This window comes from Streptomyces sp. NPDC048142 (assembly GCF_043202835.1).
Taxonomy (GTDB): domain Bacteria; phylum Actinomycetota; class Actinomycetes; order Streptomycetales; family Streptomycetaceae; genus Streptomyces.
In genome coordinates, this window is the sequence record NZ_JBIDBC010000008.1 from 178,742 (window position 1) to 204,817 (window position 26,076).

A 26,076-nucleotide genomic window follows, 5' to 3' on the forward strand; every position below is an offset into this window, starting at 1 on the left:
TCAGCCCGCGTCGGTGAAGGCCGTGTTCATCTTCTTCGCCGCGTCGTCCGTGGCCCTGTCCACGTCCTTACGGCCGGAGACGATCTCCTGGAACATCGTCGGCAGGACGAGCGAGGCGTCGATCTGGCCCCAGGCGGGCGAGGCGGGGACGAACTTGGCGCCCGCGCCGAGGGTCCGGACGAACGGGGCGACGAAGGGCTCCTTCTTCGCGGCGTTGTCCAGGACGTCGGTGTAGGTGGGCAGGAAGCCCATCGCGTCGAACATCTGGGCCTGGGTCTTCTTGCCGCTCAGCGACTTCATCAGGTCGACGGCGAGGGTGCGGTGCGAACTGCTCCTGAGGACGCCGAGGTTGTTGCCGCCCGCGAAGGCGGGGGCGATGGAGCCCTCGGCGATGCCGGGCAGCGGGACGACGGCGTACTTGCCCTTGACCGCGCCCGCCTCGACGGCCGCGTGGCTGAAGTCGCCGCCGATGGCCATGGCGGCCTTGCCGGAGGCGAAGGCGGTCACGGTGGCGTTGCCGCCCATGGAGGCGCACTTGGCGGCCGGACAGTTGTCGTCGCCGAAGAGGGAGGTGTAGGCCTCGATGCCCTTGCGGGACTTCTCGCTGTTGATGCCCGACTTGTAGGCGCCCCCGCTCTCGCCCGCGAGCTCGCCGCCGTTGGCCCAGATGAAGGGCATCGCGCCGTAGGTGTACGCGCCGCCGACCGCGAGGCCGTAGAGGTCGGGCTTCGCCTTGCGGATCTTCTTGGCGGTGGAGATCAGCTCGGCCTGGGACTTGGGGGCCTCGATGCCGAGGTCCTCGAAGACGTCGGTGCGGTAGTAGAGGGCCCGGACGCCGACGAAGAAGGGTGCGCCGTAGACCTTGTCGCCGACGGTGACGGACTGCTTGGCGGTCGGGTCGGTGTCCTTGGCCTCGTCCCAGGCGCCGAACTCCTCGGTGATGTCGGCGAGTCCGCCGTCCTTGACGTATCCGGCGGTGTCGCTGTTGCCGTACTCGATGAGGTCCGGGGCGCTGTCGGGGTCGTTGAACGCGGCCTTGATGCGCTGCGCGCGGGTGTCGACGGGTATGTACTCGACTTCGACCTCCGCGCCCTTGTGGGCCTTCTCGAAATCGGCGACGGCCGCGTCGACGACCTTCTCCTTGGGCTTGTTGCCGACCTCCTGGAAGAGCCAGACACGGAGAGTGCCGCTCTTCTCATCACCCTTCGCACTGGTGTCGGAGGTCTGCGGCGCGCAGGCGGTGGCGGTGAGGCCGGCCAGCACCAGCGCCGCAGCCGGGGCGGCAATTCGGGCAGAAAGCTTCATCCGGAACCCCTACCGGTCATGCGTTGCAACATGTGCAACGTGCGTTTCGTTCTGCACAACTGGCAGGAGAGTAGATCCGCGTTCCGGCGCCGACAAGTGGTCTCCACCACTCTGTGACCAGCGGATGCAGCCCGTGCAACGCGACTGCCCGGCCACCGGGGGTGACCGGGCAGACAGAAGGCCCCCGGGGTGCGCGGTGTCGCGCGCCCCGGGGGCCTGACAGCAAAGACCCACCGGCGATCGGGGGGTGGGTCCACGTGAGGAGCGGACCTACTTCTTGTCCTTGCCGCCGCCCTTGCCCTTGTCCTTGTCGCCGCCGGCGCCCATGGACTCGTAGATCTCCTTGCACATGGGACAGACGGGGTACTTCTTGGGGTCGCGCCCCGGCACCCAGACCTTCCCGCACAGCGCGACCACGGGAGTGCCCTCCAGGGCGCTCGCCATGATCTTGTCCTTCTGGACGTAATGGGCGTAGCGCTCGTGGTCGCCGTCGCCCCTCGACACCTGTGGCGTCGGTTCGACGAGGGTCCCCGTACCTGCCCCGCGATCGGGCTCAAGAGTGCTCATAACCGCCAAGGGTACTGAAAGAGACGGGCATCAGTTGAGCGAAGGGTCGTCCGGATACGTGGCGATCATCGCGAGTTCGCTTCGCTGGCGGCGGAGCACCGCACGCCAGAGCTGTTCGGGGTGCGGGGAGGAGACGTCACCGGGCTCCGACTCGACCACGTACCACGCACCCTCGTCCCGCTCGCCCTCCAGTTGACCGGGGCCCCAGCCCGCGTATCCGGCGAAGATCCGCAGCGAACCCAGGGCGGGGCCGAGCAGCTCCGGCGGGGTCTCCAGGTCGACCAGGCCGATCGCCCCGTGCACCCGCCGCCAGCCGAGCGGGCCCTCGTCGCCCGGGATCACCGCCACGCCGAGCGCCGAGTCGAGCGAGACCGGGCCGCCCTGGAAGACGACGTCCGGCTCGCCGGTCAGGCCGGCCCAGGACGTGAGGATGTCGCCGACGCCGACCGGGGTCGGGCGGTTGAGGACCACGCCGAGGGAGCCCTCCTCGTCGTGGTCGAGGAGCAGCACCACCGCGCGGTCGAAATTCGGGTCCGTGAGGGCGGGTGCGGCCACGAGCAGTCGCCCTGTGAGCGAGGACACCTCGGTCATGGCAGGAATGATCCCGCATATTCGCCCTCCGCGGGGGCCGAGTGACCGTGCTGCCGCCCTCAGGAGAGCGAGCGCAGCTCAGGGCGCACGGAGGCACGGGGAGCGCACCGAACCGCGGGGGCGCGGTGGGCCATCCGGACGGTAACCCTCCGCAAGATCCGATGCGCGGAGGGTGTTGTGGCGGATTCATGACGTTCGTACACCCCCCTTCGCCTTACGGAAGGGGGGGAGGAGGCCATTACCCTTTTCGTTGGCCCCCTGCCCGACCACTCCGGAACGCGAGATACATGACCGGCACAGACGATGTCCTGCTTGTCCACGGCGGCACCCCGCTGGAGGGCGAGATCCGCGTCCGAGGCGCCAAGAACCTGGTGCCGAAGGCAATGGTCGCCGCGCTGCTCGGCAGCGGGCCCAGCCGTCTCCGCAATGTTCCCGACATCCGTGACGTACGGGTCGTCCGGGGACTGCTGCAGCTGCACGGCGTCACCGTCCGCCCCGGCGACGAGCCGGGCGAACTGATCCTCGACCCCTCGCACGTCGAGTCCGCGAACGTCGCCGACATCGATGCCCACGCGGGTTCGTCGCGCATCCCGATCCTGTTCTGCGGCCCGCTGCTGCACCGCCTCGGCCACGCCTTCATCCCGGGCCTGGGCGGCTGCGACATCGGCGGCCGGCCGATCGACTTCCACTTCGAGGTGCTGCGCCAGTTCGGCGCGACCATCGAGAAGCGGGCCGACGGCCAGTATCTGGAGGCCCCGCAGCGGCTGCGCGGCACCAAGATCCGGCTGCCGTACCCCTCGGTGGGCTCCACCGAGCAGGTGCTGCTGACCGCGGTGCTCGCCGAGGGCGTCACCGAGCTGTCCAACGCGGCCGTCGAGCCGGAGATCGAGGACCTCATCTGCGTACTGCAGAAGATGGGCGCGATCATCTCCATGGACACCGACCGGACCATCCGGATCACCGGTGTCGACAAGCTCGACGGTTACACCCACCGGGCGCTCCCGGACCGTCTGGAGGCGGCCTCCTGGGCGTCGGCGGCACTGGCGACCGAGGGCAACATCTATGTGCGCGGCGCCCAGCAGCGTTCGATGATGACCTTCCTGAACACCTTCCGCCGGGTCGGCGGCGCCTTCGAGATCGACGACGAGGGCATCCGCTTCTGGCACCCGGGCGGCGCGCTCAACGCCATCGCGCTGGAGACGGACGTGCACCCCGGCTTCCAGACCGACTGGCAGCAGCCGCTGGTCGTGGCGCTGACGCAGGCCGCCGGCCTGTCGATCGTCCACGAGACGGTGTACGAGTCGCGGCTCGGCTTCACTTCCGCGCTCAACCAGATGGGCGCACACATCCAGCTGTACCGGGAGTGCCTGGGCGGTTCGGACTGCCGCTTCGGCCAGCGCAACTTCCTGCACTCGGCGGTCGTCTCGGGACCGACGAAGCTCCAGGGCGCCGATCTGGTCATCCCCGACCTGCGCGGCGGCTTCTCGTACCTGATCGCGGCACTGGCGGCGCAGGGCACCTCCCGGGTGCACGGCATCGACCTGATCAACCGCGGTTACGAGAACTTCATGGAGAAGCTGGAGAAGCTCGGCGCGAAGGTGGAGCTGCCGGGCGGTTCGCTGGTCTGACCCCGCACAGTGCTGCCGCACACAGCACTGCGCACCGCATGAGCAGCCCGCCGCCCCGGTCCCTCCTGAGGGGGACCGGGGCGGCGGGCTGCCGGGCGTCAGAAGGCCCCGCGGGCGGCCCTCGAACGGGCGTACCGGCCCGGGGTGGTACCCGCGATCCGCCGGAAGTGCCGGGTGAGGTGGGACTGGTCGTGGAAGCCGACAGCGGTCGCCGCCTCGCCGGGCGGCATCCCGTCGAGCAGCAGGCGGCGGGCCCGGTCGACACGGCGGGCCGTCACGTACTGGTGCGGCGCGATGGCGTAGGCCGCGCTGAAGGCCCGTACGAGATGGGTGGGGTGCGCGTGGACCAGCCGGGCGGCCTCGGCCAGCGTGACGCCCTCGCACAGCCGCTCGTCCAGGAGCTCGCGCAGGTCCCGCGCGACGTCCCGGGGCGGCTCCGGGGGCCCCGCCCCCGCCGCCGGGGTTGTCGCGGGGCGCAGGTGGCCCCGCAGCCGCTCGCCGACGAACGCCAGACGGCTCTCCGCCTCCAGCGCGCCGTCCGGGTCGGCCAGGACCGTGTGGAGCCGGCCGACGCGGCTGCGCAGCAGGGGGTCGGCCAGGTCCGGGGTGTCCACGGCGGGGCCGATGAGGCTCGCGTCGAGCTGGGTCATGTCCAGGTAGAGCACCCGCTTGCGGAAGCCGCCGGAGGTCGCGGGCGAACCGTTGTGCGGGACCTGCGGCGGCAGCAGGCTCACCGTGCCGTCCGGGGTGCCGCGCTCGTGGCGGTCCAGGTCGTAGCGGACGGCCCCGTCGTCGACGATCAGTAGCGTCCAGGCGTCGTGCACGTGCATGGGGTAGGCGTGCTCGGTGAAGCGGGCGTGGAAGACCTCCACGACGCCCGGGACCGCCGGACGCCAGGCCGAGATCTCCTGCCGTGGCATCGCGTCCTCCTGCCGTGGCATCACGCAAAGAACGTACAAGACCCCTGCCGGGGCCACCGGCCAGTCTCGGACCATGAGAAACACGACAACAGAGACCACCGGGACCACCGGGACCGCAGAGGACGCGGAGAGCGAGGACGCTCCCGTCCGCTTCGACACGAGGATCGCGGTGCTGCTCCGCGACGACCTGGAGACCTGGCAGCGCCTGAACGTGACCGCCTTCCTGGTCAGCGGCCTGGGCACGGCGGCGCCCGAGGTGATCGGCGAGCCCTACGAGGACGCCGACGCCACCGCGTACCTGCCGATGCTGCGGCAGCCCGTGCTGGTCTTCGAGGGGGCGAAGGAGATCCTGACCGCCGCGCACACGAAGGCGCTCTCCCGGTCTCTGGCGACGGCCGTGTTCACCTCGGACCTGTTCGGCACGGGGAACGACCGGGACAACCGGGCTGCCGTACGGGCGGTGGGGCGGGACGCGCTCGACCTGGTGGGTCTCGCCGTGTACGGGCCGCGCAACGCCGTGGACAAGGCCCTCAAGGGCACACGGATGCACCCCTGAGCGCTCCGCGCCTCCGCGGGCCCCCGGGTGCCCCGGGCATGACGCGAGGGCTCCTGCGGGGCGCATGTGCCTCCGGCATACGCAAGGGCGGCCACCCCTGGTCGGGAGTGGCCGCCCTAGTTGCGCCGTTGAGGGTTACTTGCCCTTGGCGGCTTCCTTGAGCTTCGAGCCCGCGGAGACCTTCACGCTGTAGCCGGCGGGGATGTTGATCGGGTCGCCGGTCTGCGGGTTGCGAGCGGTGCGAGCGGCACGGTGGGTGCGCTCGAAGGTCAGGAAGCCGGGGATGGTGACCTTCTCGTCACCCTTGGCGACGATCTCACCGACGGTCTCGGCGAGCGCGGCCAGCACGGCGTCGGCGTCCTTGCGAGTCACCTCGGCGCGGTCGGCCAGGGCGGCCACCAGCTCACTGCGGTTCATGTTGTTACTCCCGTGTTCTTCTTGCCTGTGAGGCGTGAGATCGAAGCCGATGCTGCCAGGGCCCTCTGACAGTCCCCGGACCCGGGTCTGATGTCAGACCCTCTCGCCCGATTACGCATCCTGCCCCCACCAGCGGCGGGAAAGCCAATCCGGAACCCTTCGGGGTCAATGAAAAGCGCCACGGTTTGCTCGTGGTGACGCTCCGTCGACTTGACCGAGCGGTCCGCAGCGGATGCCGGGCCCCGCAGGGCCCACTGCCCGCCCACCCTAAAGGGGCGTTTGGGGCGCCGCGACCCGCGACGCGCCGTACGGCACGGGCGGGTGCGGCCCGGGGAGTCCCGCGGACACCCCGTTCGGGGCTCCCGGAACAGTGGGGTCAGACGGCGGTGGAGGGGACCGCTCCGGTGCCCGTGGCGGCCTTCGCGGCGGCCCGGACGGCTCCGGCGACCGCGCCCGCGACCTTGTCGTTGAAGACCGAGGGGATGATGTAGTTCGCGTTGATCTCTTCCTCGGCGACCACGTCGGCCAGCGCGCCGGCCGCGGCGAGCATCATCTCCGTGTTGACCGTGCGGGACTGAGCGTCCAGCAGACCGCGGAAAACACCCGGGAAGACCAGCACGTTGTTGATCTGGTTGGGGAAGTCCGAGCGGCCGGTGGCGACGACCGCCGCCGTCTGACGGGCGATCGCCGGGTCGACCTCGGGGTCCGGGTTCGCGAGCGCGAACACGATCGCGCCGTCCGCCATCGCGGCGACGTCGTCGCCGTTCAGGACGTTCGGGGCGGAGACGCCGATGAAGACGTCGGCGCCGACGACGGCCTGCTTGAGAGTGCCGGTGACGCCCTCGGGGTTGGTGTTGTCGGCGATCCAGCGCAGCGGAGAGTCGGGGTCGGCCGCCACGAGGTCCTCGCGTCCGGAGTCCACCACTCCGTGGATGTCGGCGACGACGGCGTGCTTGACGCCCGCGGCGATGAGCAGCTTCAGGATGGCCGTACCGGCCGCTCCCGCGCCGGACATGACGACCCGTACGTCCCCGATGCTCTTGCCCACCACGCGCAGGGCGTTGGTGAGGGCGGCCAGCACGACGATCGCGGTGCCGTGCTGGTCGTCGTGGAAGACGGGGATGTCGAGGGCCTCGCGCAGCCGGGCCTCGATCTCGAAGCAGCGCGGCGCGGAGATGTCCTCCAGGTTGATGCCCGCGAAGCCGGGGGCGATGGCCTTGACGATCTCGACGATCGCGTCGGGGTCCTGGGTGTCCAGGCAGATCGGCCAGGCGTCGATGCCGGCGAAGCGCTTGAAGAGGGCCGCCTTGCCCTCCATGACGGGCAGCGCGGCCATCGGGCCGATGTTGCCGAGGCCGAGCACCGCGGAGCCGTCCGTCACAACTGCGACGGAGTTGCGCTTGATGGTGAGGCGGCGCGCGTCCTCGGGGTTCTCGGCGATGGCCATGCAGACCCGGGCCACGCCGGGGGTGTAGATCATCGACAGGTCGTCACGGTTGCGGATGGGGTGCTTGGACGCCATCTCGATCTTGCCGCCGAGGTGCATGAGGAACGTACGGTCGGAGACCTTGCCCAGCACGACGCCCTCGATGTCGCGCAGACCTTCGACGATCTCGTCCGCGTGCGAGGTGGAAGTGGCGGCGATGGTGACGTCGATCCGCAGCTTCTCGTGGCCGGAGGCGGTCACGTCGAGGCCGGTGACCGACCCCCCGGAGGACTCGACGGCCGTAGTGAGCTGGGAGACCGCGGTGCCGCTCGCGGGCACCTCCAGCCTGACCGTCATCGAGTACGAGACGCTGGGCGCCGTTGCCATGGCCGAGTCCTTCGCTTTCCTTAGCTTCATTGCCGCGCATCCGGAACGCTCGTTCCGGTCACGCTTCCCGATCGTCGCACCTACCGACTGGTAGCCGGTAATGACTGCCGCCTTTCGGAAAGCAGTTTCCACCATACGAGAAACTACCCGTTCGGCGGAACCCCCAAGGGGGACCCGAACCCGGCCGGGAGGCCCATGCACGAGACCGGGAGGCCCATGAACGAAAACAGGGCGGCCCGTGAACAAGAACAGACCCGCGCCACCAGCAGGTGACGCGGGTCTGTCTGTTTCTTCACTTGGGTGGCACCGGCCCGCCATGCTCGCCTCGCGGCAAGTGGTCGCTCGAAGCGACGAAGGTTGGGCCCGGGGGCTTGGATCGAGCCGGTGCCAGTACCAAGGTAACAAACACCCCCGAGAAGTGATTCCTGTGCGACGGGTTGACTCGCGAAACCCGCTCCGACCACCGCTCCGGCCACTCACTCCGGCCCACCGGCCGGCCACGGCCCGGTGGGCCGGGGACGGGCCCCGGCCGACCGCGTGTCAGTCCCTCAGCAGGTCCGGCACCCCGTCCTCGTCCGGCAGGTCCCGCTCCCCCGAGACCACCGTGAGCTGCTGCGTCGCCCGGGTCAGCGCCACGTACAGCACCCGAAGACCCGCCGGGGACTCGTCCGCGATCTCCGCGGGCGAGACGACCACCGTGGCGTCGTACTCCAGGCCCTTGGCCTCCAGGCTGCCCAGCGTCACCACCCGCTCCCCCAGCTCCGCGAGCCACTCGCGGGCCTGGGCGCGCCGGTTCATCGCGACGACCACGCCGACCGTGCCGTCCACCTCCGCGAGCAGCCGCGCGGCCTCTTCGCGGACCGTGGCGGCCAGGTCCCCCTCGCGTACCGGCTCGAAGCGGGGCACCACCCCGGTCGAGCGGACCGCGGCCGGTGACTCCATGCCGGGCATCGCCAGCGCCAGCACCTTCGCGGCCAGCTCCGCGATCTCCGCCGGGTTGCGGTAGTTGACGGTGAGGGTGAAGCGACGGCGCGGCCGGGAGCCGAGCGCCTCGTCCCGGGCGGCGGCCGCCTCGTCCGGGTCGGACCAGGAGGACTGGGCCGGGTCGCCGACGATCGTCCAGGTGGCGTGCCGGCCCCGGCGGCCGACCATGCGCCACTGCATCGGGGTGAGGTCCTGCGCCTCGTCGACGATGACGTGGGCGTACTCGGTACGCTCCGCCGCGAGCCGCTCGGCCCGCTCCCACTGGGTCTCCTCGCGCTGCGGCATCAGCTCCTCCAGACCCGAGAGCTGGTCCAGCGGGCCCGCCTCGCGCTTGCGCCTGGGCCGGTTCGGGGTGCCCAGCAGCGCCTGGAGCTCGTCCAGGAGGGCCACGTCGTGGACGGAGAGCGGACCGTTGCCGTCCGCGTCGAGACGCTTCAGCGACCGGGCCAGTCGGCGTGCCTCGCCCTGGTTGAGGATGCGCCGGGACCAGCGGCTCAGCCGCCGCTCGTCGGCCATCGCCGCCAGCACCCGGCGCGGCGTCAGCTCCGGCCACCAGGCGTCGAGGAACTCCAGGAACGGGGTCTCGGTGGAGACGTCCTCGTCGAACGAGGAGCGCAGCTCCGCCACCAGCTGCGGGTCGGTGTACCGGCCGCGCCCGGAGGACCTGTTCCACAGGGCGTCCAGCAGCAGCTTGCGGGCGCGCGGGCGCAGCAGGTTGACCGGGGCGGTGCCGCCCAGGGCGTTGTGCCGGATGCGCTGGAGTTCGTCGGCCTCCAGCTCGACCCGGGCCCCGAACGCGACGACGCGCAGCCGGTTCGGGGTCGGCGCTCCACCGCCCTGTTCGGGCTCCTCGCCGAAGGCGAGCTGGCCCGCCTCCTCACGTGGCGCCGCGGGCCGGCCCTGTTCCAGCGCGCCCCGGGCGGCCTTGCGCAGCACGTGGAGCATCCGGGAGGAGCCCTTGATCCGGGCCACGGCCGGTTCGTCGTAAGTGGTCGCACCCTGGACTCCCGCCGCCTCGTCGGACAGCGAGCCGACCGCGCGGATCGCGACCTGGCCCTCCTCGCCGAGCGAGGGCAGCACCCCTTCGGTGTACGCGACCAGGAGCGGGGTGGGCGAGACGATCAGGATGCCGCCCGCGTACCGCCGCCGGTCCTGGTAGAGCAGATACGCCGCCCGGTGCAGGGCGACGGCGGTCTTGCCGGTGCCGGGGCCGCCGGTGACCTCGGTGACGGAGGCGGCGGGGGCCCGGATGACCAGGTCCTGTTCGGCCTGGATGGAGGAGACGATGTCCCGCATGGTGTGGCTGCGGGCCTGGCCGAGCGCCGCCATCAGCGCGCCGTCCCCGATCACCGGCAGCTTCTCGCCGTCCAGGTACGCCGTCAGCTCCGGGCGCATCAGGTCGTCCTCGACCCCGAGGACCTTGCGGCCCTTGGAGCGGATGACCCGGCGGCGTACGACGCGGCCCGGCTCCTTCGGGGTGGAGCGGTAGAACGGGGCGGCGGCCGGGGCCCGCCAGTCGATCACCAGCGGGGTGTAGTCGGAGCCCAGGACCCCGATCCGGCCGATGTGGAGCGTCTCCGCGATGTCGGCGGTGGCGTCCTCCCGGACGGTGTCGTCGGCCGGTTCGACGGAGGTGTACGCGCCGTCCGGGCCACGCTCCCCGTCCTTGCCGAGCAGCAGGTCGATCCTCCCGAAGAGGAAGTCCTCGAACTCGCTGTTCAGCCGATTGAGGTGGATCCCCGCCCGGAACACCTGGGCGTCCCGCTCCGCGAGCGCGCCGGGGGTACCGACCTGGCCGCGCTTGACGGCGTCGTTCATAAGGAATTCCGCCTCGTCGATCTTCTCTTCGAGGCGGTGATAAACACGGTCGAGATGCTCCTGCTCGACACCGATTTCCCGGTCCCGCAGCGATTCGACAGCGGCATCCTGCGCGGCCACCGAGGCCCCCTTCTGACGTGCACTGGGCAGCCGTCAACCCTATGCGAAGGGGGCCCCGAGCGCACCTGCCCCCCGTATCCCGATCGCGCGTCGCACCGGGCGGGGTACGGGGGGACGCGGCGGGGCACAAGGGGCGGTGGAGGGGCAGAGGGGACGGCGGAGGGGCACAGGGGGGACACGGCGGGGCGCAGGGGAACGCGGCGGGGCGTGGTTCAGGCCCCGATCTTCACCAGCCGCTCCCCGTCGAAGGTCCGCACCTCGAAGCGGTCGATGTCCTTCCGGTCCATCGCCGCCCCGCCGTGCACGTACAGCGGGGACTTCACCGCCGGGTTCGTGGCGCCCTCGATGCCGTATCCCCACTGCGGGACCGACCAGGAGGTGACGACCTCCTCCTCACCGGTCCTGGAGACGGCGATCAGACGGCACTTCTGCGGTCCCTGGACGTTCTTCAGCTCCAGGACCGTGTGGGTGCCCCAGCCCTTCTCCTCCATGCCGACGGTCGCGGCGACCCGGGTGACGGGGTCGGTCGCCGAGACCTTCTCTGTCATGTGCTGGAAGGAGTCGTCCTCGGCCGGGCCGGTGGGACGCGGATCGCCGGCGGTCACCGGCCCGCCGCCGCGGTCGTCGTCGCCCGCCGTGACCGCGAAGGCGGCGACGGGGCCGCCGATGATCAGGGCGGCGGCCGCGGCGACCAGATACCGGCTGCGCCGGGTGCGGCGGTGCCGCTTGTGCGCGACCTCCTCCATCAGCCCGCCGAGCAGCCGGGGCGCGGGCCGCTCGGGCACGTGCGGCACGGGACGGGCCCCGGGCACGGCGGCGGGCGCATCGGAGAGCAGCGCGAGCATCGGCTCCATCGCGGCGAACTCGTCGAGGTGCGCGGCGCACCGGGCGCAGCCCGCGAGGTGGGCCTCGAAGGCGCTCGCCTGCGCGTCGTCGAGGATGCCGAGGACATACGCGGCTGCCGCGTCGTGCTCGGGCCCTTCGGGCGGCACACCGAACGGCTCGCCCCGGCCGCCGGGTCCGCCGGGGGCACCGGATCCGCCGGGTCCGCCGGGGTGCCCGGGGCCGGAGCGGTGCGCGGTCCCCGAGGGGTGGGCGGGGCCCGCGGTGTACGGGGGATTCGGGGGACCGGACGGCGCGCGGGGGCCGGGAGGCCGGGGCCCGAACGGCTGCCTCTGCTGGTCGCTCATGCCGTGATCCCCCTCTCTTCGAGTGCGAGCTTCATCGAACGGAGTGCGTAGAACACCCGGGACCGCACGGTCCCGCTGGGGACCCCGAGGACTTCGGCGGCCTCATTGACCGTACGTCCCTTGAAGTAGGTCTCGACCAGTGCTTCCCGGTGCGCGGGGGTCAGGTCTTCGAGCGCGTCCGAGAGCGTCATCAGCCACAGCGCCTTGTCGATCTCGTCCTCCGCGGGAATGACCTCCAGCGGCGACGGGTCGACCTCGCGCGGCCGGGCCTGCCGGCTGCGGTGGCCGTCGATGACGATGCGCCGGGCGACCGTCACCAGCCAGGGGCGGACGGAGCCGGTGGCCCGGTTGAGCCGGCCGGCGTTCTTCCAGGCACGGATGAGCGTCTCCTGCACCACGTCCTCGGCCCGCTGGCGGTCGCCCGCGACGAGTCGGAGCACGTACGCGAGGAGCGGCCCGGCATGTTCGCGGTACAGCGCCCGCATCAGCTCCTCGTCCGGTATCCCGGAGGGGGACGGGGGCGGCTCACCGCGATGTCGGGCCCTGTGCGGACGGTCATCGGCCACGGCCGCATCCTTGCGCAACCGAACCTCCCGGTCGAGACCCTGAATCGAACTCTTCGACCATCGGTACGGGGACGGAGGCCGGTTCATTCAACGCCGGGCGAAATTTCTTTCTCCGGACCGGACGTATCCGGACCGTACGCGTCCGGACCGGATACGTACGGTCCGTACGCGTCGGGACCGTAGACGCCGGGACCGTAGACGTCCGGTGCCCCCGTGGTCCTGCGCCGGTGCCGGGCGACCCGTTCGCGGTTGCCGCAGACCTCGCCGGAGCACCAGCGCCGCCGCCCGCCGCGTGAGGTGTCCAGGTAGAGGCGGTGGCAGGCCTCGCCCTGGCAGCGGCGCAGGGCCGCCCGCGCGACCGGGTCGGTGAGCAGGTCCACCGCGTCCCGGGCGACGACGGCGAGGAGCCCCGCGCAGTCGGGTGCGGCGCTCAGGGCCCGTACCAGGCCACCGTCCGCGCCGCGCACCGCGCGGGGCCCCGGAGGCGCCCCGGAGGCCAGGGAGTTGATCCGCTCCAGCGCGCCGCCGGCTTCGGGTCCGCCGAGTTGAGCCACCATCAGACGCCTTGTGGCGGTGCGCAGTTCGTGGAAGCGGGTCACCCAGGTGTCGTCCAGCGCCGTCAGTGCGGTGGCCGGCGGGACGAGCCGGGCGTCGGTCAGCCACTGGGCCAGGCGCTCGGGCCCGTCGAGCTGTTCGCAGGTCCCGGGGACCCCGCCCGCCCGCTCCGTGGCCACCAGGTCGAGGCAGATCCTGCCCGCGTCAAACCGCCACCTGCGCGTACCTCTGCCCGCTGCCATGCTCCTGTCACCGCCTCGGTCGCCGGTGGAACGGCCACCCCCAGAGTGCCCCTGTCGGGGCCCGGCCGGAACCCCCGCCGCCACGTGGGGTGCGGACCCGCCCCCGTACCGTTGCGGCCATGGATCACGAGGGGGAGGCACCCATGGACCGGGGCGACGGAAACGTCACGCTCACCTCCGGCGGCCTGCTGATGCGCCCCTGGCGCGAGGATGATCTGCCGGCGCTGCTGCGGGCGTACGCCGATCCGGCGATGCGGCGGTGGCTGGCCACCCAGGTGCACGGAGCGGACGGGGCGGCCCGCTGGCTGGAGTCGCGGCGCACGGAGTGGGCGGCGGGCACCCGCTTCGCCTTCGCCGTGACCGAGAGCGGGCGGGAGGCCGGTCGGGACGGCGGGCGGGAGGCCGGTCGGGACGGCGGGCGGGAGGCCGGTCGGGACGGCGAACCGCTCGGCAACGTCGTGCTGAAGCGGCCGGATCCGGTGAGCGACTGCGCCGAGGTGGGCTATTGGACGACGGCCCAGGCGCGCGGCCGGGGCGTGGCGTCACGGGCGCTGACGGCGCTGACCGACTGGGCGTTCACACACTTCGCCGAACAGGGCCTGAGACGGCTGGAGTTGCTCCACCAGGTGGACAACGAGGCCTCGTGCCGGGTGGCGGAGAGGTGCGGATACCCGCTGGCCCGCGTGATCCCGGCGCTGCCGCCCGACTATCCGCTGGACGGCCATGTGCATGTGCGCGAGGCTCCCGCGACCGAGGAAGCGACGCTCAGGCGGCCGGAGCGTCGTCGTGCAGAAGCCGCTGGAACAGGTGGTGGTCGCGCCAGCGGCCGCTGATGTGCAGATAACCCGGCGCGGTGCCGATCCGCTCGAACCCGGCCTTGGCGAGCACCCGTTGGGAAGGGGCGTTGTCGGTGACGGTCGCCGCCTCGACGCGGTGCAGGCCCAGCCGGTCGCGGGCCGCCTCGCAGACCGCACCGACGGCGGCGGTGGCCAGCCCGCGTCCGGTATGGCCCTCGTCGACCCAGTAGCCGAGGCGGGCGTTACGGAAGGGGCCCCGCTCGACGCCGGAGAGCGTGAAGGCGCCGATCACCCGGTCGTCGGCGTCCGCGAGCACCCAGGGCATGGCCCGCCCGGCGTCCCGGTCGGCCAGCAGCGCGGTGAGCCGGGCGGCCTGGCCCTCGACGGTGTAGAAGGACTCGGGGCGTACGGGTTCCCAGCGGCGCAGGTACGCGCGGTTGCGGGTGAGGGTCGCGGCGAAGGAAGGCGCGTCGGCGATCACGGCGGGCCGGAAGGTCACGCCCGGGGCGAGCCGGTGGGACAGGTCCGGGACAGCCCGGGAGGCCGCGTCCGCGGCGGGCCGGAAGGCCACATCCGGTGCAGGAAGGCGGGAGACGTCCGGGGCGGGCAGGCGGGACGCGTCCGGGGCGGGCCGGCGGAGGTGATCGGTCATCCGGTCACGCTAGCCGGGACGCTTCGGCTGCCCCCTACGGCCCCCTCAGCGGCCGTACTTCGTGTCCGCCGTCGGGTCCAGCGCCAGCCGGTAGCCGCGCTTGACGACCGTCTGGATCAGCCGGGGCAGGCCCAGCGCCGTGCGCAGCCGGGCCATCGCCGTCTCCACCGCGTGCTCGTCGCTGCCGCTGCCGGGCAGCGCCCGCAGCAGGTCGGCGCGGGCCACCACCCAGCCGGGGCGGCGGGCCAGCGCGTGCAGGAGCGCCATGCCCGCGGGCGGCACCGCGCGCAGCTCGTCGTCGACGAGGACGGCGTGCCCCCGGATCTCGACCCGGTGGCCGGCGACGGGCAGGACGCGCGCGGCGCGAGGGAGGTGGGCGCACATCAGCTGGACGAGGGGGCCGAGCCGGAAGCGTTCCGGCTGGAGGGTGGCGATGCCCCGGGCCTGGAGCGGAAGGGCGGTGACCGGTCCGACGCAGGCGACCAGCACGTCGTCGCGCAGGGCGCCGAGGACCTCGGGAAGCAGTCCGCGGGTCTCGGCGCGGCCCAGGAACGAGGCGGCGGCGGGCGCGCTGGTGAAGGTGATCGCGTCCAGGCCCCGGGCGGCGGTGACGTCGAGCATCCGGTCGAGCGGGGCGATGTCCTGCGGCGGCATCCAGCGGTAGACGGGGACGACGACGACGTCGGCGCCCGCGGCCGTCAGCGACTCGACGAAGCCGGGCAGCGCTTCTCCGTGCAGCTGGAGGGCGACCCGGCGGCCGTCCACGCCTTCGGCGAGGAGCCGGTCGAGGACCTCGGCCATCGATTCGGACCCGGGCGACCAGGTCTCGGTCAGCCCGGCGGCCCGGATGGCGCCCTTGACCTTGGGGCCCCGGGCGAGAAGCTCGACCCCGCTCAGCGTCCTCAGAAGGGCGTCGCCGATGCCCCAGCCGTCGGCGGCCTCGATCCAGCCGCGGAAGCCGATCGCGGTGGTGGCGACCGCGATGTCGGGGGCGTGGCCGATCAGTTCCTTGGTGGCGGCGAGGAGTTCGCTGTCGTCGGCGAGCTGCACGATCCGCAGGGCGGGGGCGTGCAGGACGGCGGCCCCGCGGCGTTTGAGGAGGGTGCCGAGCTCCTCGGCGCGACGGGCCGCGGTCACCCCGACGGTGAAGCCCGCGAGGGGGCCGTGCGTTGTGTCGTCGTCCTGCATGGCGTGTTCCCGGCTCCCGTGTTCCCGCTCGTACGCGATGTGCGGAGGCCCGAGCCTGTCAACGGTGCGTGTCAGGCTCGGTTCCTCCGTATTTCCCGGCCGTTACGTCACACGACGCCGGGATGTCGCCCATGGGCTCCCCTCACACCTCCGCGTAGCCGAGCTGGGCCCGCGCGGGCACGGGTGCCGGGCGGCGAAGGTATACCGCCCAGGTGAGGGTGAAACACACACCGTAGAAGGCGAGGAAGGACCAGAAGGCCGCGGTTCCGGTGCCGGAGGCCTGGAAGGACTGGCGGAAGGCGAGGTTGATGGCCAGGCCGCCGAGCGCGCCGACGGCACCGATGAGGCCCATGGCCGCCCCGGACAGCCGCCGTCCGTGGGCGGCGGCCGCCTCGCCGTCGAGGCCCCGGGCGAGGGCCTTGGTGTGGAAGATGCCGGGGATCATCTTGTACGTCGATCCGTTGCCGAGGCCCGTCAGGACGAACAGGCCGGTGAAGCCGGTGAGGAAGACGGGCAGCGACGCGCTCCCCGAGGCCTGGATGACGACGCCGGTGGCGGCGGCCATCGCGGCGAAGGTGACCAGGGTGATCCGCGCACCGCCGTACCGGTCGGCGAGTTTGCCGCCGACGGGCCGGATCAGGGAGCCCAGCAGCGGGCCGATGAAGGTGAGCGAGGCGGCCTGGAGCGGAGTCCGGCCGAACTGGGTCTGGAGCACCAGGCCGAAGGCGAAGCTGTAGCCGATGAACGAGCCGAAGGTTCCGATGTAGAGGACCGACATGATCCAGGTGTGCGGGTCTCGGGCGGCTTCCAGCGCTGCCCCGGTGTCGTTCTTCACGGGCCGGAGGTTGTCCATGTACAGGGCGGCGCTCACGGCGGCCAGGACGATCAGCGGGATGTACACGCCGAGGACGATCCGGGGGTGCGAGGCCCCCAGTGTGCCGATGACGAGCAGGCCGATGAGCTGGACGACGGGAACGCCGACGTTGCCGCCGCCCGCGTTCAGGCCGAGCGCCCAGCCCTTCTTGCGCAGCGGGAAGAAGGCGTTGATGTTGGTCATCGACGAGGCGAAGTTGCCGCCGCCGATCCCGGTGAGCGCCGCGACCGCGACGAAGGTGGCGTACGAGGTCCCGGGCTCCATCACCCAGAACGCGGCCAGCGTCGGGACGAGCAGGCTCGCCGCGCTGAAGATCGTCCAGTTTCGGCCGCCGAACCGGGCGACGGCGAAGGTGTACGGCACCCGCACCAGTGCGCCGACGAGGGTGGCGGTCGAGATGAGGAAGAACTTCCCGGCCGGGTCGATGCCGTATTCGGGTCCCATGAACAGGACCATCACCGACCACAGGGTCCAGATGGAGAACCCGATGTGCTCGGAGAGCACGGAGAACCACAGGTTGCGGCGGGCGATGCGTTCGCCCTTCTCCCGCCAGAACGTCTCGTCCTCCGGCTCCCACGTCTCGATCCAACGGCCTGCCATCACGCGCCTCCACAGGGGGTCGGGGTGTTGTCCCCGACGCTAGGGAACCCTCGTTTCGGCCTGGTGCCGCGAGGTGACCGGTGCGCAACCTTGCTCTCACCGGGCGGTTTCCGGCCCGGTGAGATGCGGTGCCGTCCGCCGTCCACCATGTGCTGTCCACCGCCTGCCGTCTGTCGTCTGCCTCTTGCTGCCTGCCTCTTGCTGTCTACGCTCATCTGCCGCCTACGCTCTCTTGCCGTCTGCGCTCATCTGCCGTCTACTGCTCTTGCTGTCCGCCGGAGCCGGTCGCAGAGCGTGGCGCACGGTGTCGACGTCCGAGCGCCCCTGACCGGGTTGATCAGGAACGGTTGCGCATCAGTGCCCGGTCACCCTCCGGAAGCCAGCAGCCGGACGGCGGGACCAGCCACCCCTCGGCACGTGCCAACTGGTCGGCAGCGTTCCGCAACGCGTCTGTGCCGGGGTGGTTCAGGCCGGTGCGCCAGACCAGCACGAGCGGCGAGAGCGGAACCGGATCGACCAGCGGGCGCAGCACCGTGCCGGGCAGCGGCGGGAAGTCGACGACGGCGAGTACGGGGTGTCCCGCCTTCGAAATGACCCGCTGGAATTCGGCCACGCCCACGGCGAGCGGAACGGGTGGGGCCATGGTGATGTCCCACTCGGCGAACAGCAGCGCGGCCAGGTCGGTCCACTCCCGCGTCCGCTCGTTGCCGGCCCCCGCGTAGACGGTCTCTCCGGACAGCTCGGCCAGGGCGACGGCCTCCCGCGCGGCGAGAGGATGGGAGGCGGGCAGCATCAGGGCCATCGGCTCGTACCGCACGGGGTACACGGAAAGACCCGCGCGCACCGCGGGGGCCAGTCCGGCGGCCCGGCCGAAGGAGGCGTCGAGCCGCCCGGCCAGGATCTCGGCGGCGGCCCAGGTGAGCCCGGACTCGAAGCGGGCCATCAGCTCGCACTCCGGCAGCAGCTCGCGGGCCCGCGCCAGCACCCGGGCGGCGGTCGCCCCGTCGCTGTTCAGGTCGACGAGCAGCGGCCGGGCGGGTGCGCCGCTGAAGGCCCCCGCCAGCTCGGCGTGCGCGTCGAGCACCCGGCGGGCGTACGGCAGCAGGCGTTCGCCGTCCGGGGTGAGCGTGACCTGCCGGGTCGTGCGGACGAACAGCTCCGCGCCGAGCGCACGCTCCAGCCGCCGGACGTCCCGGCTCAGCGCCTGCTGCGCGACGAAGAGGCGGGCGGCGGCCCGCGTGAAGTGCAGTTCGTCGGCGACGGCGAGGAAGGCGCGCAGCAGACGGGGGTCGGTGTCGGCGGGAGGCACGCCACGAAATCTACAGCGCGCGACCCGATTCACAACACGGTCGCGTGAATCGGCGCGGAAGAGGTGTTGGACCCGGACGGCAGGGCACGGCCAGCCTGGCCGTATGCCGATATCCCCCGTCGCCCGCCCCGAAACCGCTGCCCGTCCGGAGACCACTCCCCGCCCGGAAGCCTCTGCCCGTCCGGAGACCGCCGCCCGCCCGGTCCCGTCCCGTTCCGCCGCCCCGGCCCGGCCTGCCCCGTCGCGCCGTACCGCCCCGGCCCGGCCCGTCCCGTCCGCCCGCCCGGTCCGGGCCGACCCGCCGCCCCGCTCCTCCACCCCCCTCTTCGCCGTCTCCGGCGGCCAGCTGGTCGCGGCCCCGCGCTCCGCGCCCGGGAGCACCGGGAGCACTGGGCGCACCGGGAGCGCCGGGCGACGACGGTCCTCGAACCCGTACCTCCGGCTGCTGGCGACGCCCGGGGCCCGTGCGTTCACGGCGGGCAGCCTGATCGCCCGGCTGCCGATGGGGATGCTCGGCGTCAGCGCGATCATCATGATCGCCGGTTCCCGGGGCTCGTACGCCCTGGCCGGGGCCGTCACCGCGACCGGCCTGGCCGCGACGGCGGTCGTCGCGCCCTTCACCGCCCGGCTCGTGGACCGCTTCGGGCAGGCGCGCGTCGCGGTGCCCGCCACCGCGCTCGCCGTGCTCGGGTCGCTGGCCCTGGTGCTCTGCGTGCACCACGAGGCCCCGGCCTGGACGCTGTTCGCCGCGTACGCCGCGACCGCGACGACCCCGAACACCGGCGGGATGTCGCGGGCCCGCTGGGCGCGTCTGCACCGGGGTGACCCGGCGGCCCTGCACACCGCGAACTCCTTCGAGCAGGCCGCCGACGAGTTGTGCTTCATGCTGGGCCCGGTGCTGGCCGCGACGCTCTGCGGGGCGCTGTTCCCGGAGGCGGGGACGGTGGTGGGGGCCGGGCTCCTGATGACCGGCGTCCTGGTCTTCGCCGCCCAGCGCGCCACGGAGCCGCCCGTCACCCCCCGTAAGAAGACGGTCGTCTCGCCGCTGCGCACGCCGGGAATGCCCGCGCTGCTGGCGGTCTTCCTCGCGACGGGGGCGGTGTTCGGGGCGCTGGAGGTGGTCTCCATCGCGCATGCCGGGGGCGCGATGCTGGCGCTGCAGGCGGCGGGGTCGTGCGCGGCGGGCCTGGTCTACGGTTCACTGCGGCCAGCCCGGAACGTCCGCCTCCGGCTGCTGCTGTGCCTGGCCGGGATGACGGCGCTGATGTCCCTGCCGCTGCTGGCCGCCGCCGGGTCCGCCGCCCTGCCGGTCCTGGCGCTCTGCCTGCTGCTGGCGGGGGCGGCGACCGCGCCGACCATGGTCACGGGCATGACGCTGGTCCAGCGGGCCACGCGCCCGGAGCAGCTGAACGAGGGCATGACGCTCTCGGTGACCGCGCTGCTGGGCGGGGTCGCGGCCGGGGCGGCGGCCGGCGGCTGGCTGGTCGAGCACGCGGGCACGGTCCCCGGCTACGCGGCCCCGATGTCCGCGGCGGCCCTCGCCCTGGCCGTCGCGGGCGCGGGGGCGGCTCGGGCGGCTTCGCCCCGCACCCCCCGGGACCGGCCACCGGTCAATACGACCGCTCCCAAGGGGAGTTGACCTGGGCCGATGACTGGGAGAGGCTGATCAGGCCGCTGCTCACGCGTACCGGGGGGACTTCTCGCATGGCAACCACGACCGGAGGTCTGCGCGTCGGACCGGATTCGGCCCCGGACCGCTACCGGCTGCGGCGGTCCATCGGACGCGGCGGGGAGGCGGTGCTCTACCTCGCCGATCTGGAGCTGTCCGGGGAGGCCGAGCCCGTCGTGGTGAAGGTCCTGGACACCCGCACCACCATGACGGCCGAGGGCTTCGCCCGGATCAGCGCCGCGTGGAGCGACCAGGCTGAGCTGCTCCGCTTCGTGCACCGGGTCGGCGTGATCGGGGTGCGGGAGCACTTCGAGGGCCCGCCCCCGCACCCCGCGGGCCGGTCCGAGGAGAGCACCGGCCGCTGCCTGTACCTGGTGATGAACCATGTGGAGGGCCTGGACCTGCGGGACTGGCGGGCCGAACGCACTCTGGAGACCCCCGCCGAGCGGCGCGAGGCCGTGCGCTGCCTGGAGCAGCTGGCCGAGGTGCTGGACCGGCTGCACTCGGGGAGCGCCACCCCGTCGGGCCGCGTGGTGGTGCACGGCGACCTGTCGCCCGGCAATGTGATGGTCGACGCCGACGGACAGGCCACCCTGGTCGACTTCGGACTGAGCAAGCTCGCCCCCGAACACCGCACGGCCGAGGTCTGGTTCACCCCCGGGTTCGCGGCACCGGAGGTGCACGAGGGCGTACGTTCCCCGGCTGCGGACCGGTACGCGTTCGGCGCCATCGCCTATTTCCTGCTCAGCGGTGAGAGCCCGCCCACGGCCCCCGAGCAGCTGCGCGAGCGGTTCACCACGCTGCCGGAGGTCACCGGCCTGCCGCCCGAGCGCCGGGGCACCCTGCTCGCGCTGTACGACGCCGACCCCGGCCGCCGGCCCGAGTCGCTGACCGGCTGGGTGCGGCAGTTGCGCCCGGCGGTGGTCACGACGACGTCCCGCGCCCGCACCGTCACCGCCCCTCCCCCGCCCACATCCCCGCCGCCGGGGGCCGCGTCGCCCGGGGCCCTGCCGCCCGGGGCCGCTTCCTCCGCGCGCCCGCATTACGTCGCCCCGCAGACACCACCGGGATCACCGGGATCACCGACGCAACCGCCGGCGGCCGTGCCAGCGCCGGACCCCGGGCGCCCCCGCCGGAAGTACCTGCTGCCGCTGGGCGCGGCGGCTGCCGTGACGCTGCTGGTGGTCGGCGCAGTCCTGGGCTCCCGGCTGGCCTCCGGTGACGACGACAGCGACACCGCCTCCGGCAAGGGCCCGGAGGTGACCCGTACGGCCACCGAGAGCCCCGCGGCAGGGCCGAGCACCGAGCCCGGCACCCCGTCGGAATCGCCCGGGACACCGACGGCCGACCCGTCCGGCGCCCCGGACGCGACAGCCTCTTCGGACTCTTCGGACTCTTCGGAGACCGCCGCGAGGGAACCGCAGTCCTTGACGGCGCTGACGCCGGTGGACGGCTCCTCGTGGGACACCGAACCATCCGTCCTGAACACCCGGGAATTCGAAACGGCGATGACCACGCGCCTGCCGTGTTACAGCAGGACCAAGGTCACCGAATACAACCTGGAACGCGCCTGGTCCTCCCTCCGGTTCACCGGCGGCATCACGGACGACTCGCCCCAGTCGCAGGGAAAGCTGACGTTCCTGGGCGACGGAAAGATCCTGGAGTCCGGAACCCTGTCCCTGGGCAAGGAGCGGACCTTCGACGTACCGGTCGACGGCGTACTGCGACTGCGCGTCACCCTCGACACCGCGTCCGGCGACTGCAAAGGCATCGCCGCCCTCGCCGACCCCGTACTGGAACCCTGACCCGTCCCGCCCTGGCATACGCCTGGACAGGGGAAACGTCCGGACATGGGAAAAGCCTCCGCCCCGCGAGTGAACTCGCGAGGCGGAGGCTTACATGGGGTGGTGGAGATGGCGGGAATCGAACCCGCGTCCAACGGTGCGGAACCAGGGCTTCTCCGAGTGCAGTTCGCTGCGCTTTTCTCGGCCCCGGAGGTCACACGAACAAGCCTCCGACAGGCCCAGCCACTGTTTGATTTCCTTCTCGGCCCCGTGGCCGGGCCGAGAAGTTTAGATCCCTAGTTGATGCCAGGATCCGGGTCGGGATCACCCCCGGGCTGACACTCCGCAGAGTCTTCGCTAGCTGCTAATTAGGCAGCGAGGGCGAAGGCGGAGGAATCGCGCTTGGAATTGGCGATTATTGTTTGCGACATATGGTTTACGAGATCATTGCCGCTTCCTCGACTCGCTTCCCCTGCTTCGACATCCGCTGTCGAAACCGATCATCCCCATGTTGCTGTATTTAATTTACAACAGTTCAAAACGCGCACCTTCGCTGTGGTGCACGGCCCATCGTACGTGACCAACGCCGGACGATGCCACCGTATTCCTGCCCGGACACCGGCCCCGCCCGGACAGTACCCGTACAGGCCCCGGGCAGCCCCCGCTCAGGCGCTGCGCTGCCGCCGGCGGGCCGCCGAGATGGCGCGGTTCGTCTCCCGCGTGTCCTGCTTCTCGCGGAGCGTCTGCCGCTTGTCGTACTCCTTCTTGCCCTTCGCGAGCGCGATCTCGACCTTGACCCGGCCGTCCTTGAAGTACAGCGCGAGCGGCACGATCGTGTGGCCGCTCTCCTGGGACTTCGACTCCAGCTTGTCGATCTCGGCCCGGTGCAGCAGCAGCTTGCGCTTCCGCTTGGCCGCGTGGTTGGTCCAGGTGCCCTGGACGTACTCCGGTACGTGGATGTTGTGGAGCCAGGCCTCGTGGTCGTCGATCTGGACGAAGCCGTCGACCAGGGAGGCCCGTCCCATGCGCAGGGACTTGACCTCCGTCCCCATGAGAACGAGGCCGCACTCATAGGTGTCGAGGATCGTGTAGTCGTGCCGCGCCTTCTTGTTCTGCGCGACCATCTTGCGCCCGGTGTCTTTTTCCTTCGCCATAGTGCGGTCATTTTCGCACTACGACCCACCCCCGAGGCCACTCAATACTGTCTCGGCCCGCTGCTGGGCCCTCTCCCGCACCACGAGGTCGGGTGTGATGCCCCTGCCGTCGACGTTGCGGCCGGCCGGAGTGCGGTAGTGGCCGACGGTCAGCTCGGCGACCGAACCGCCCGGAAGCTCGCTGGGCATCTGCACGGAGCCCTTGCCGAAGGTGGGCGAGCCGACGGTGACCGCGCGGCCCCGGTCCTGGAGGGCGCCGGTCAGCAGCTCGGCGGCGCTCATCGTGCCGCCGTCGACCAGGACGACGACCGGCCGGTCCGTGTCACCGCCCGGATCGGCGTACAGGGCCTGCTCCTCCCCGTGTACGTCGTACGTGGCGACCAGCCCGCCGTCCAGGAAGGCGGAGGCGGCGACGACGGCCTCGGTGACGAGTCCGCCGGAGTTGGCGCGCAGGTCGAGCAGTATCCCGGCCCCGTCGGGAGCCTCGCGGACCGCGTCCCGGACATCGGCCCCGGCGCCCTTGGTGAAGGCCGCGACCTTGACCAGGACCGCCGATGAGGGCTCGGCCCCCAGCCGCCGCACCGTGACCGCCTCGGTGGCCAGCCGGGCCCGCTGAAGGGTCTCCGTCCAGCTCCGGCCCGCCCGGACCAGGCCGATCTCCACCCGGCTGCCCTCGGCCGCTCCCGTACCGTCACCGCGGAGTAACGCGACGACCTCCGCGACGGGACGCTTGCCGACCGCGCGGCCGTCCAGGGTGCGCAGCAGGTCACCGGCCCGGATACCGGCCCGGTCCGCGGGACCGCCGGGCTGCACGCGGGACACGGTGACATCGCCGCCGTCGGTGCGCCGGGCGGAGAGCCCGACGCCGGTGTAGGAACCGTCCAGCGCCCGCTCGAACTCCTCGTACTCCCGTTCGTCGTACACCGCGCCCCAGCGGTCCCCGCTGCGGCTGACGACCTCCTCGGCGGCGTCCTTCACGGACTTCCCGTCGGCCGCCGCGCGTGCGGCCGCGTCCTCGATCTCGTCGCGGTCGACCGGGGCGACGGTGGAGGAGACGGCACGGGTCCCGGTCCCGGTCTCGGGACCGGGGTCCTGCGGCAGCGAACCGGTCGCGGCGGCGGTGGCGAGAGCACACCCGAAGACCAAAGTCAGAGCCGCCCCGCGGCAGAGACCGCGGGGCCCGAAGCGGTGCGCAGAGCCCGACATGGCGCCGAGTCTAGGACAAGCCCCCTGGGGCGCATGGGCACTCGCCCGTACGCCCCAGGAGGCGTACGTCACCAGAAGCCGGAGGACACCGGACCGTTCACGCCACGGGCGGGCCGGGACGCCCGCCAGGCCGGGCAGGAGCGGCCGGTTCACCTGCGGTCGGATCGGCGACACCTGCAACGGTCGGCAGGGCGCACTCCAAGAGGTAGACGAGATCGGCATTGAGCGACCGCCGCTCGCGCTTGGCGTGCAAGGTCAGCCGAGTGTGGAGGTCGACGGGGAGCCGGAGGGTGAGTCGAATATCGGAATCCATGGAGTCATGGTGTCACCGGAGTGCTAAATTAGCACCATGACGACACCGCTCAAGGTCGAAGGTATCGGGTATGCCCGTTACACGTACCGACTCCGGGTGTCGTCCACCGCCCTCGCTGCGCTGATGTCCGAATGGGGCCGCTGTCGTTGGGTGCGGAACCAGTGCGTCGCAGAGTCCCGCGCGGCACACAAGGCCGGAGAAGAATGCGGCCCGGCCCGGCTGGGCAAGATGTTGACAAGTTGGCGTGCCGAGCAGGAGTGGCTGCGTCAGGGCGGGTCCGTGCCGCAGCAGCAGATCATCCGCGATTTCGCCGGGTCCCGTGTAAAAGGGCTCAAGGACATCAAGGCCCGGCTTCCGGTCAAGCGGCGCGCGGGGACGCCGAAATTCAAGAAGAAGGAGCTCTCGGCCCCAACGCTGAGCTACACCCGGCGGGGCTTCCGCCTCAAGGAGGGTCGTCTGCATCTTGCGGGTGGCATCTCTCTGACGGTGGTGTGGTCACGCCGACTGCCCGGCCAGCCCTCCAGCGTCCGTGTCCACCGCGACAGTACCGGCCATTGGTACGCCTCCTTCGTCGTCCGAACCGAAGCACAGCCATTGCAGGAGACAGGCCGGAACATCGCATCGACTGGGGCGTCAAGGAGACGGCAACCACCACCAGCGGCGCTCACGACCTTTCCCATCCCGAACACGGGAAAAAGACAGCCGGGAAGCTGGCCGGACATCAGCGGAGGATGGCCCGGCGGAAACCCGGGCGAGGACAGGCCGCATCGAAGAAGTACGGCAAGGCCAGGCTGCACGCCGCGAAGGTGCACAAGAAGGTCGCCCGGCAACGGCAGGACACCGCACGTAAGTGGGCCAAGAAGGTCGTGACGGACTTCGACCAGCTCGCGGTGGAAGACTTCAGGCCGAAGTTCCTCGCCAAGTCGACGATGGCCCGCAAAGCGGCCGACGCAGCCATCTCTGCCACGAAGCGCGAACTGATCAACATGGCGCGCAAGCACCGACGAACCCTGCATCTGGTGCACCCAGCGCACACCACCATGGACTGTGGACACTGCGGAGCGAGAACCAAGCACGCACTTCCGCTGTCGGAACGTACCTATACCTGCACCGCGTGCGGAGCCGTGTCCCCCAGGGACAAGAACTCCGCACGCGTGATGCTCGTCCGGGCTGGTCTGGACCCGGCTGGTGCTGATCGCGGAAGACCTGACAGCCCGCCGGGCTGCCGGGCAGCGTGAGCCAGGAATCCCCCGGCCTC

Annotated in this window: 22 protein-coding genes, 1 other RNA gene and 1 pseudogene; 6 read left to right on the forward strand and 18 right to left on the reverse strand. The window is 71.9% G+C overall.

The window, feature by feature from the left end; all coding sequences use genetic code 11:
- The 3 genes from ACGF2Y_RS13605 to ACGF2Y_RS13615 all read right to left on the reverse strand — a co-directional run bounded on the left by ACGF2Y_RS13605 (position 1) and on the right by ACGF2Y_RS13615 (position 2,463).
- Positions 1-1,305 (reverse strand): extracellular solute-binding protein, encoded by a 1,305-nt coding sequence (locus ACGF2Y_RS13605; protein ID WP_392946072.1) that lies wholly within the window; start codon positions 1,303-1,305, stop codon positions 1-3.
- Positions 1,306-1,575: 270 nt separating this feature from the next.
- Positions 1,576-1,872, reverse strand: a complete 297-nt coding sequence (locus tag ACGF2Y_RS13610; RefSeq protein ID WP_006124925.1) for a DUF3039 domain-containing protein — start codon at positions 1,870-1,872, stop codon at positions 1,576-1,578.
- A 30-nt stretch (positions 1,873-1,902) separates the two neighbouring features.
- A complete protein-coding gene (locus ACGF2Y_RS13615; protein WP_392946074.1) occupies positions 1,903-2,463 on the reverse strand; it encodes a YqgE/AlgH family protein in 561 nt (186 codons plus the stop codon).
- Between the two features lie 287 nt (positions 2,464-2,750).
- Here ACGF2Y_RS13615 and murA point away from each other — a divergent pair, with 287 nt between their 5' ends.
- On the forward strand, positions 2,751-4,091 hold the full coding sequence (murA, locus tag ACGF2Y_RS13620; protein WP_356563440.1) for a UDP-N-acetylglucosamine 1-carboxyvinyltransferase: 1,341 nt from the start codon (positions 2,751-2,753) through the stop codon (positions 4,089-4,091).
- A gap of 98 nt (positions 4,092-4,189) precedes the next feature.
- Here the strand turns inward: murA and ACGF2Y_RS13625 are convergent, their stop codons facing one another.
- Complete coding sequence (locus tag ACGF2Y_RS13625) at positions 4,190-5,032, reverse strand: helix-turn-helix domain-containing protein (RefSeq protein ID WP_392946205.1); 843 nt, start codon at positions 5,030-5,032, stop codon at positions 4,190-4,192.
- A 52-nt stretch (positions 5,033-5,084) separates the two neighbouring features.
- On the opposite strand from ACGF2Y_RS13625, the gene ACGF2Y_RS13630 reads away from it, so the two are divergent.
- On the forward strand, positions 5,085-5,567 hold the full coding sequence (locus tag ACGF2Y_RS13630; RefSeq protein ID WP_392946077.1) for a DUF2000 family protein: 483 nt from the start codon (positions 5,085-5,087) through the stop codon (positions 5,565-5,567).
- A gap of 135 nt (positions 5,568-5,702) precedes the next feature.
- Here ACGF2Y_RS13630 and ACGF2Y_RS13635 read toward each other — a convergent pair whose 3' ends face one another.
- From ACGF2Y_RS13635 to ACGF2Y_RS13660, 6 genes are all read right to left on the reverse strand, one after another.
- Positions 5,703-5,984, reverse strand: a complete 282-nt coding sequence (locus ACGF2Y_RS13635) for an HU family DNA-binding protein (RefSeq protein ID WP_003968811.1) — start codon at positions 5,982-5,984, stop codon at positions 5,703-5,705.
- A 376-nt stretch (positions 5,985-6,360) separates the two neighbouring features.
- On the reverse strand, positions 6,361-7,797 hold the full coding sequence (locus ACGF2Y_RS13640) for an NAD-dependent malic enzyme (RefSeq protein WP_392946079.1): 1,437 nt from the start codon (positions 7,795-7,797) through the stop codon (positions 6,361-6,363).
- 540 nt (positions 7,798-8,337) lie between these two features.
- Entirely contained in the window at positions 8,338-10,719 is a 2,382-nt protein-coding gene (locus ACGF2Y_RS13645) for a HelD family protein (RefSeq protein WP_392946081.1), read from the reverse strand.
- Positions 10,720-10,931: 212 nt separating this feature from the next.
- On the reverse strand, positions 10,932-11,909 hold the full coding sequence (locus tag ACGF2Y_RS13650) for an anti-sigma factor family protein (protein WP_392946082.1): 978 nt from the start codon (positions 11,907-11,909) through the stop codon (positions 10,932-10,934).
- A complete protein-coding gene (locus tag ACGF2Y_RS13655) occupies positions 11,906-12,493 on the reverse strand; it encodes a sigma-70 family RNA polymerase sigma factor (protein WP_392946084.1) in 588 nt (195 codons plus the stop codon). The genes ACGF2Y_RS13650 and ACGF2Y_RS13655 overlap by 4 nt, the downstream gene beginning before the upstream one ends.
- Positions 12,494-12,558: 65 nt before the next feature.
- Positions 12,559-13,272 carry a CGNR zinc finger domain-containing protein gene (locus ACGF2Y_RS13660; RefSeq protein ID WP_392946086.1) on the reverse strand — a complete coding sequence of 238 codons (714 nt, stop codon included), beginning with the start codon at positions 13,270-13,272 and terminating at the stop codon, positions 12,559-12,561.
- A gap of 143 nt (positions 13,273-13,415) precedes the next feature.
- Between ACGF2Y_RS13660 and ACGF2Y_RS13665 the strand changes: the two genes are divergently transcribed.
- Positions 13,416-14,105: a GNAT family N-acetyltransferase gene (locus tag ACGF2Y_RS13665; protein WP_392946208.1), complete on the forward strand. Its 690-nt coding sequence runs from the start codon at positions 13,416-13,418 to the stop codon at positions 14,103-14,105.
- Here ACGF2Y_RS13665 and ACGF2Y_RS13670 read toward each other — a convergent pair.
- The 4 genes from ACGF2Y_RS13670 to ACGF2Y_RS13685 form a co-directional block, all read right to left on the reverse strand.
- A complete protein-coding gene (locus tag ACGF2Y_RS13670; RefSeq protein ID WP_392946088.1) occupies positions 14,038-14,721 on the reverse strand; it encodes a GNAT family N-acetyltransferase in 684 nt (227 codons plus the stop codon). The two genes, ACGF2Y_RS13665 and ACGF2Y_RS13670, sit on opposite strands and share 68 nt — an antisense overlap.
- Before the next feature lie 45 nt (positions 14,722-14,766).
- Positions 14,767-15,909 (reverse strand): uroporphyrinogen-III synthase, encoded by a 1,143-nt coding sequence (locus ACGF2Y_RS13675; RefSeq protein WP_392946090.1) that lies wholly within the window; start codon positions 15,907-15,909, stop codon positions 14,767-14,769.
- A 142-nt stretch (positions 15,910-16,051) separates the two neighbouring features.
- Positions 16,052-17,383, reverse strand: coding sequence for a nitrate/nitrite transporter (locus ACGF2Y_RS13680; protein WP_392946092.1), 1,332 nt, complete (start codon positions 17,381-17,383; stop codon positions 16,052-16,054).
- A gap of 337 nt (positions 17,384-17,720) precedes the next feature.
- Entirely contained in the window at positions 17,721-18,692 is a 972-nt protein-coding gene (locus ACGF2Y_RS13685) for a LysR family transcriptional regulator (RefSeq protein WP_392946094.1), read from the reverse strand.
- Between the two features lie 103 nt (positions 18,693-18,795).
- Here ACGF2Y_RS13685 and ACGF2Y_RS13690 point away from each other — a divergent pair, with 103 nt between their 5' ends.
- Together ACGF2Y_RS13690 and ACGF2Y_RS13695 are read left to right on the forward strand one after the other, a co-directional pair.
- A complete protein-coding gene (locus ACGF2Y_RS13690) occupies positions 18,796-20,331 on the forward strand; it encodes an MFS transporter (RefSeq protein ID WP_392946096.1) in 1,536 nt (511 codons plus the stop codon).
- A gap of 65 nt (positions 20,332-20,396) precedes the next feature.
- Positions 20,397-22,166, forward strand: a complete 1,770-nt coding sequence (locus ACGF2Y_RS13695; RefSeq protein WP_392946098.1) for a phosphotransferase — start codon at positions 20,397-20,399, stop codon at positions 22,164-22,166.
- Between the two features lie 100 nt (positions 22,167-22,266).
- Here ACGF2Y_RS13695 and ssrA read toward each other — a convergent pair.
- The 4 genes from ssrA to ACGF2Y_RS13715 all read right to left on the reverse strand — a co-directional run bounded on the left by ssrA (position 22,267) and on the right by ACGF2Y_RS13715 (position 24,818).
- Positions 22,267-22,653, reverse strand: a transfer-messenger RNA (tmRNA) gene (gene ssrA, locus ACGF2Y_RS13700).
- Positions 22,654-22,810: 157 nt separating this feature from the next.
- Complete coding sequence (gene smpB, locus ACGF2Y_RS13705; RefSeq protein WP_030589153.1) at positions 22,811-23,299, reverse strand: SsrA-binding protein SmpB; 489 nt, start codon at positions 23,297-23,299, stop codon at positions 22,811-22,813.
- 18 nt (positions 23,300-23,317) lie between these two features.
- The gene (locus tag ACGF2Y_RS13710) at positions 23,318-24,505 is read right to left on the reverse strand and encodes a S41 family peptidase (RefSeq protein ID WP_392946101.1); all 1,188 of its coding nucleotides are present in this window, start codon (positions 24,503-24,505) and stop codon (positions 23,318-23,320) included.
- A 97-nt stretch (positions 24,506-24,602) separates the two neighbouring features.
- A complete protein-coding gene (locus ACGF2Y_RS13715; RefSeq protein WP_392946103.1) occupies positions 24,603-24,818 on the reverse strand; it encodes a toxin-antitoxin system HicB family antitoxin in 216 nt (71 codons plus the stop codon).
- A 36-nt stretch (positions 24,819-24,854) separates the two neighbouring features.
- Here ACGF2Y_RS13715 and ACGF2Y_RS13720 point away from each other — a divergent pair.
- Positions 24,855-26,056 (forward strand): annotated as a pseudogene (locus ACGF2Y_RS13720) (RNA-guided endonuclease InsQ/TnpB family protein).
- Positions 26,057-26,076: the final 20 nt, after the last annotated feature.